The organism is Planococcus sp. CAU13 (assembly GCF_000775575.1).
Classification (GTDB): domain Bacteria; phylum Bacillota; class Bacilli; order Bacillales_A; family Planococcaceae; genus Planococcus.
Genome location: NZ_JRGN01000071.1, coordinates 1 through 6050 on the forward strand (window position 1 = coordinate 1; position 6050 = coordinate 6050).

General features: G+C 47.6%; 8 protein-coding genes. 1 reads left to right on the forward strand and 7 read right to left on the reverse strand.

The window, feature by feature from the left end; translation table 11 throughout:
• Window positions 1-75: 75 nt before the first annotated feature.
• Both KW93_RS03130 and KW93_RS03135 read right to left on the reverse strand, forming a co-directional pair.
• Entirely contained in the window at window positions 76-1164 is a 1089-nt protein-coding gene (locus KW93_RS03130; RefSeq protein WP_033541510.1) for a M42 family metallopeptidase, read from the reverse strand.
• 79 nt (window positions 1165-1243) lie between these two features.
• Complete coding sequence (locus KW93_RS03135; protein ID WP_033541511.1) at window positions 1244-1729, reverse strand: dUTP diphosphatase; 486 nt, start codon at window positions 1727-1729, stop codon at window positions 1244-1246.
• 92 nt (window positions 1730-1821) lie between these two features.
• Between KW93_RS03135 and KW93_RS03140 the strand changes: the two genes are divergently transcribed.
• Entirely contained in the window at window positions 1822-2202 is a 381-nt protein-coding gene (locus KW93_RS03140; RefSeq protein WP_033541512.1) for a hypothetical protein, read from the forward strand.
• Window positions 2203-2210: 8 nt separating this feature from the next.
• On the opposite strand, the gene KW93_RS03145 is transcribed toward KW93_RS03140, so the two are convergent.
• From KW93_RS03145 to thrS, 5 genes are all read right to left on the reverse strand, one after another.
• The gene (locus tag KW93_RS03145; protein ID WP_235318351.1) at window positions 2211-2492 is read right to left on the reverse strand and encodes a DUF1294 domain-containing protein; all 282 of its coding nucleotides are present in this window, start codon (window positions 2490-2492) and stop codon (window positions 2211-2213) included.
• Window positions 2493-2550: 58 nt separating this feature from the next.
• Window positions 2551-2910, reverse strand: coding sequence for a 50S ribosomal protein L20 (gene rplT, locus KW93_RS03150; RefSeq protein WP_033541513.1), 360 nt, complete (start codon window positions 2908-2910; stop codon window positions 2551-2553).
• A gap of 56 nt (window positions 2911-2966) precedes the next feature.
• Complete coding sequence (gene rpmI, locus KW93_RS03155; protein WP_033541514.1) at window positions 2967-3167, reverse strand: 50S ribosomal protein L35; 201 nt, start codon at window positions 3165-3167, stop codon at window positions 2967-2969.
• Window positions 3168-3203: 36 nt separating this feature from the next.
• Window positions 3204-3725 (reverse strand): translation initiation factor IF-3, encoded by a 522-nt coding sequence (gene infC / locus KW93_RS03160; RefSeq protein ID WP_235318352.1) that lies wholly within the window; start codon window positions 3723-3725, stop codon window positions 3204-3206.
• 263 nt (window positions 3726-3988) lie between these two features.
• Complete coding sequence (gene thrS, locus KW93_RS03165) at window positions 3989-5917, reverse strand: threonine--tRNA ligase (protein WP_033541516.1); 1929 nt, start codon at window positions 5915-5917, stop codon at window positions 3989-3991.
• Window positions 5918-6050: the final 133 nt, after the last annotated feature.

A 6050-nucleotide genomic window follows, 5' to 3' on the forward strand; every position in this document is an offset into this window, starting at 1 on the left:
TCAGGAGATTATTTCTGTGTTCAGTAAATTTCCACACAAAAAACCCCCTCGCCGCAGCGAGAGGGTCTCCATATTTTATTCAAACGTAATGCGTGCCACTGTATCTTTGTCCAATTTCTTGATGACTTCGATGATCAGCTTTACTGCGTTTTCGTAGTCGTCGCGGTGCAGGATGCCTGCGTGCGAGTGGATGTAGCGAGTTGCTACGCCGATCGCGAGTGAAGGAACGCCGTTTGCAGTCAGATGGATTGAACCAGCGTCCGTTCCGCCGCCTGCAATCGTTTCGAACTGGTACGGGATGCCCGCTTCGTCCGCTGTATCAAGTACGAGTTCACGCAGGCCGCGGTGAGATACCATCGATGCGTCGAACAGCAGGATTTGCGGTCCGTCGCCCATTTTGCTGGTGGATTCCTGAGACGTGATTCCCGGTGTGTCACCGGCGATGCCCACGTCCACGGCAAATCCGATGTCCGGCTGGATTTTCGCTGCAGCTGTTTTCGCGCCGCGAAGACCCACTTCTTCCTGAGCCGTTCCTACGCCGTAAACGACGTTCGGATGATCCTGCCCTTTGAGGCCTTTCAGTACATCGATGGCGATTGCACAGCCGATGCGGTTGTCCCAGGCTTTCGCCAACAGGAATTTTTCATTCGGCATAACATGGAAATCGAAATAAGGTGTCACCATGTCACCCGGCGTAATGCCCCATTCCTTCACTTCTTCGCGGGAAGATGCGCCGATATCGATGAACATGTCTTTGATCTCAACCGGTTTTTTGCGTGCTTCCGGAGACAGGATATGCGGCGGTTTTGAGCCGATGACGCCGACATATTCCTTGCCTGAACGTGTTGTAATCGTTACGCGCTGTGCCAGCATAACCTGGTTCCACCAGCCGCCGACTGTCTGGAATTTCAGGAATCCCTTGTCGTCGATCTGGGAAATCATGAAGCCGATTTCGTCCAGGTGACCGGCGACCATGATTTTCGGTCCATCAGCCAAACCTTCTTTTTTCGCAATCAGGCTTCCCAGCCCGTCCGTTTCAACCGTATCGGCAAAAGGCTCTATGTATCTTTTCATGACCTCGCGCGCCTGGCGTTCGTTGCCCGGAATTCCGTTTGCATCGGTCAAGTCTTTTAACATCTGTAAAGTTTCATCCAATTTTACCATTTATTTCGACCTCCTAAATAGTCTCACTTGTCCATTATAAATCAACAAGCCCGTATTTTCAAAATATTCTTTCCGAAAATTAATAACCGTTTTTCTGGCGGTCGTAATTTTTCTGGTTTTTCGACACATAGGCTTCCAAAACTTCGTCATAGCTGAAGCCGAGCACCCGCGCTATTGCCCCGTAGCAGCCCCACACTTCCCGGTAAGCCGCCATCGACTGCTCTTCAAGAAATTCCAGAATGCTGCTGTTCGTCATTAGGAACAGCGTGGTCAAATCGAAATCTGCCGCAGGTTCCGGCCATTCCGTTAAATCATCAAGTCCTTTCTCAATGCCCACTGACAATAAAAAATGGATCGAATCCACGTATTCCTCCAGAATCACATCCCGCTCCGAAGGCCCTTTTGAACTCCAGAATTTAAATGCGCGTGTTTCATTGGCAAGTTCTGCCAGCTCGACAATCAGCGCCAGACCTTTTTTCACGAACAAATCGCCAGCTGCACTATTGTTTGCTTGGATAAAACGGTCCAATTCTTCCTGCATTTCGAATAATTTCACTAAATTCACGAAAATCCTCCTTTATTTAAATAAATCTTGAAACCATATATCTTTATGTCCGTATTATACATGACGACCACTTTCAATAGGGGGTATTTTGCATGGCCATCATTATCCGTTTCCTTGTTATTGCATTAATCATTTATCTATTTTACCGTTTGCTTCGTTATGTATTCGATCCGAAACGGAAGTTTGATGCTGCGGTTGAAAGCAATTCCTATTATTTCTATGATGATGTGCAGAATGTCCGCAAAAACTTTTTCATTACCTTGCGCGGCGTTGTTTTTGAAGGGGAAAAATACCTCGGCACCACTGACGACGCATTCGAAGTCGTATCGATTTTTGTATGGGCGGAAAATCCGGACAAGCTGCAGGGCTTCACCAAAGAGGATTTCCTGTTTCTCGAAAAAGAAATCCAGATGAATTATCCGGACGCCACCATCAACTGGAAAAATCCGATTGAACAATTAATGAAAGGCTGAGTCTGCTTTTACTGCAGACGGGTTTTATTGTACAGCCAGACGAGCAGTGCGGCCTGCAGAATGGCCAGCATCAAAAATCCGATGCGGAAATTTGTGTGCTTTGTTTTGTGGCGAAACATCATCATGCCGATATAGGCTCCGATGGCTCCGCCGAACAAAGCGACCTGCCACAGGTTTTTCTCGGGAATCCGCTGGCCGCGCTGCTGTGCCTGCCGTTTATCGATTTTCATCATCGCGAGTGCCATAATCGATAAGACGCCCACATAAGCTGCAATCACTAAAAACATCATTAATCTCCTCCATTTAAAAAAGACTGGCGAAAAATCGCCAGTCTTTTTGTGTATGATCTTATTTGTTCAACGCTTTTTTAGCCTGGTCAGCAAGTGCTGTGAATGCTACTGCATCCGATACAGCAATTTCAGCCAGCATTTTGCGGTTGATGTCGATGCCTGCAACTTTAAGACCGTTCATAAGACGGCTGTAAGAGATATCGTTCATACGGGCTGCTGCGTTGATACGAGTAATCCACAGTCTGCGGAAATCACGTTTTTTGTTGCGACGGTCACGGTAAGCATAGTTACCTGACTTCATCACCTGTTGGTTTGCTACTTTGAAAAGGATGTGCTTCGCACCATAATAACCTTTTGCTAATTTTATGACCTTTTTACGACGCTTGCGCGTCACTGTTCCGCCTTTTACGCGTGGCATAATTCATTACCTCCTGCTTGAATATAAAAAATTCGATTTTTTGTTTAAGTAAATTCTTACTTCATGTTATAAATAAGTGATTTAATGCGTTTCAAATCTCCTGCAGAAACAAGCTTCCCTTTACGAAGGTGGCGTTTTTGCTTAGTCGATTTGTTTGCAAATAAGTGGCTTGTGTGTGAACGGTTGCGTTTTACTTTACCAGTTCCAGTTTTCTTGAAACGTTTCATCGCACCGCGGTGGCTTTTCATTTTCGGCATTTCGAGTTCCTCCTAAACAATTAGACTGTTAGACTGTTATTCTTTTTCGTTGACTGGAGCAAGCATCAAGAACATGCTGCGTCCGTCCATTTTAGGGCGCTGTTCAACTGTCGCTACGTCTTTGCATGCTTCTGCAAAGCGTTCCAGGACACGCTGACCAATTTCTTTGTGCGTAATTGCACGGCCTTTAAAACGGATTGAAGCTTTGACTTTGTCGCCTTTTTCAAGGAACTTGATCGCGTTACGAAGTTTTGTGTCGAAGTCGTGGTCGTCGATCCCAGGGCTCAGACGAACCTCTTTCACTACGATGACTTTCTGATTCTTGCGAATTTCACGTTCCTTCTTCTGCTGTTCAAACTTGAACTTACCATGGTCCATGATGCGGGCAACCGGCGGCTTAGCTTGAGGAGCCACAAGAACCAGATCCAAGTTGACACGACCTGCAATTTCTAGCGCTTCGTTGCGCGTTTTGATGCCGAGCTGTTCACCGTTCTGATCAATAACCCGCAATTCCCGTGCACGAATGCCTTCGTTTACATTAATGTCTTTGCTAATAATAATCCACCTCCGGATAGTGTTGCGAATAGCTTAAAATGCGTAACCGACCACGTCGGCTTACAGGTCCGATCCAAAGAAAAAGCGGATGGGCCTCGTTCGGCCCACCCGCAATTTATGACAGCACGCCGCAGCGTGAGATAGTCAAATCGTGTCTACCTGCCAACAAATGGTCGATCAGGTGAGAAGCGGGTGCTCCTGCTTGCACATATAAGTATTCTATAACCTTATTCATATTACCATGCCCATGAATGCATGTCAACCCTTTAGCGAAGTTCGCTTTGGATCAGTTTCAGGAAGTCATCAAACGGCATGCTTTCCGATTTCTGTTCGCCGTATTTGCGGACGTTGACTGAACCATCTTCCATCTCGTTATCACCAAGAACAAGCATATAAGGCACTTTCTGCATCTGCGCTTCACGGATCTTATAGCCGAGCTTCTCGTCGCGGCCGTCGATATCAACACGCAATTTATGCGCCTGCAGTTTTTCCTGCACTTTATTCGCGTAATCGCTGTGGACATCGAGCGATACCGGGATTATTTCCACCTGAACCGGCGCCAGCCAAGTCGGGAATGCGCCTTTGTATTCTTCGATCAGGAATGCGACAAAACGTTCCATTGTCGAAACGACTCCGCGGTGGATGACAACCGGGCGGTGCTGCTTGCCGTCTTCTCCGATATACGAAAGGTCGAAACGTTCAGGCAGAAGGAAATCAAGCTGCACAGTTGAGAGCGTTTCTTCTTTGCCAAGAGCCGTTTTCACCTGGACATCCAGTTTCGGTCCGTAGAAAGCCGCTTCGCCTTCAGCTTCCACATAATCAAGGCCCATTTCGTCCATCGCTTCTTTCAGCATGGACTGTGCGCGTTCCCACATTGCGTCGTCATCGAAGTATTTCTGTTTGTCTTCCGGATCGCGGTACGACACGCGGAATGAATAATCTTTGATGTCGAAGTCTTTATACACTTCCACCACCAGATTGACGACCCGTTTGAATTCATCTTTGATCTGATCCGGCCGCACGAATAAATGCGCATCGTTCAAAGTCATGCCGCGTACGCGTTGAAGACCTGACAGCGCACCGGACATTTCATAGCGGTGCATTGTACCAAGTTCCGCAATGCGGACCGGCATCTGGCGGTAGGAATGGATGCCCTGTTTGAAAATCATCATATGGTGCGGGCAGTTCATCGGACGAAGAACCAGATCTTCATTGTCCATGCTCATGACCGGGAACATATCGTCCTGGTAATGGTCCCAGTGACCGCTTGTCTTGTAAAGATCGACGCTGCCGAGAACCGGAGTGTAGACATGGTCATAGCCCAGGCGTTCTTCTTTGTCGACGATATAACGCTCGATGATGCGGCGGATTGTTGCACCTTTCGGCAGCCACATCGGCAGTCCTTGTCCAACTTTCTGCGAGTTCATAAACAAGTTCAATTCTTTACCGATTTTGCGGTGGTCGCGTTCTTTCGCTTCTTCCAGCATTTCAAGATGCGCTTTCAGGTCTTCTTTCTTGAAGAACGCAGTGCCGTAGATGCGCTGCAGCATCTTATTGTCGCTGTTGCCTCTCCAATAAGCTCCTGCCACACTCAGCAATTTGAATTCTTTCAGTTTTCCTGTCGCCGGTACGTGAATGCCGCGGCAAAGGTCGAAAAAGTCGCCCTGCTCGTAAATTGAAACCTGCTCATCTTCTGGAATCGCTTCAAGCAATTCCAGTTTATACGGGTCTTCAATTGCCGCAAAACGTTTCTGTGCTTCTGCACGGGATACATCCACGCGCACGATTTCAAGATTCTCACCGATGATTTTCTTCATTTCCTTCTCGATTTTCGGAAGGTCTTCGGAAGTGATCGCCGATTCAGTATCGATGTCATAGTAGAAACCATTTTCAATCACCGGGCCGACACCAAGTTTGGCATCCGGGTAAAGGCGTTTAACTGCCTGTGCCAATAAATGCGCAGTGCTGTGGCGCAGAATTTCCAGTGCTTCATCCGACTCTGCAGTGATGATGGCAATGTCGCCGTCCTGCTGCAATGGTGCTTTCAAATCGACGAGCTGCTCGCCAATTTTTCCGGCCAGCGCTTTTTTGCGCAGCCCCGGGCTGATCGACTGAGCAACATCTTCAGTAGTCACGCCGCGCTCAAATTCTTTAACTGCCCCATCCGGGAATTTCAAATTGATCATGTTTGACATAGCAATCTCTCCTCCAAATTTTCCAAAGTTTCCATTTTTCACTTGCAGAGGTTTTTAGATCCAGCTGCAAGAGCCTGCTTCTCGGGACATAAGCCACTTCGTGTCTAGTCTCCAGTGCCTAGCTCTTCGGGAT

Bases quoted from the DNA above. Each gene is read 5' to 3' on its own strand.
- KW93_RS03140 (WP_033541512.1), top strand. From the start codon at position 1,822: ATGGCCATCATTATCCGTTTCCTTGTTATTGCATTAATCATTTATCTA.
- KW93_RS03130 (WP_033541510.1), bottom strand. From the start codon at position 1,164: ATGGTAAAATTGGATGAAACTTTACAGATGTTAAAAGACTTGACCGAT.
- thrS (WP_033541516.1), bottom strand. From the start codon at position 5,917: ATGTCAAACATGATCAATTTGAAATTCCCGGATGGGGCAGTTAAAGAA.
- rplT (WP_033541513.1), bottom strand. From the start codon at position 2,910: ATGCCACGCGTAAAAGGCGGAACAGTGACGCGCAAGCGTCGTAAAAAG.
- rpmI (WP_033541514.1), bottom strand. From the start codon at position 3,167: ATGCCGAAAATGAAAAGCCACCGCGGTGCGATGAAACGTTTCAAGAAA.
- KW93_RS03145 (WP_235318351.1), bottom strand. From the start codon at position 2,492: ATGATGTTTTTAGTGATTGCAGCTTATGTGGGCGTCTTATCGATTATG.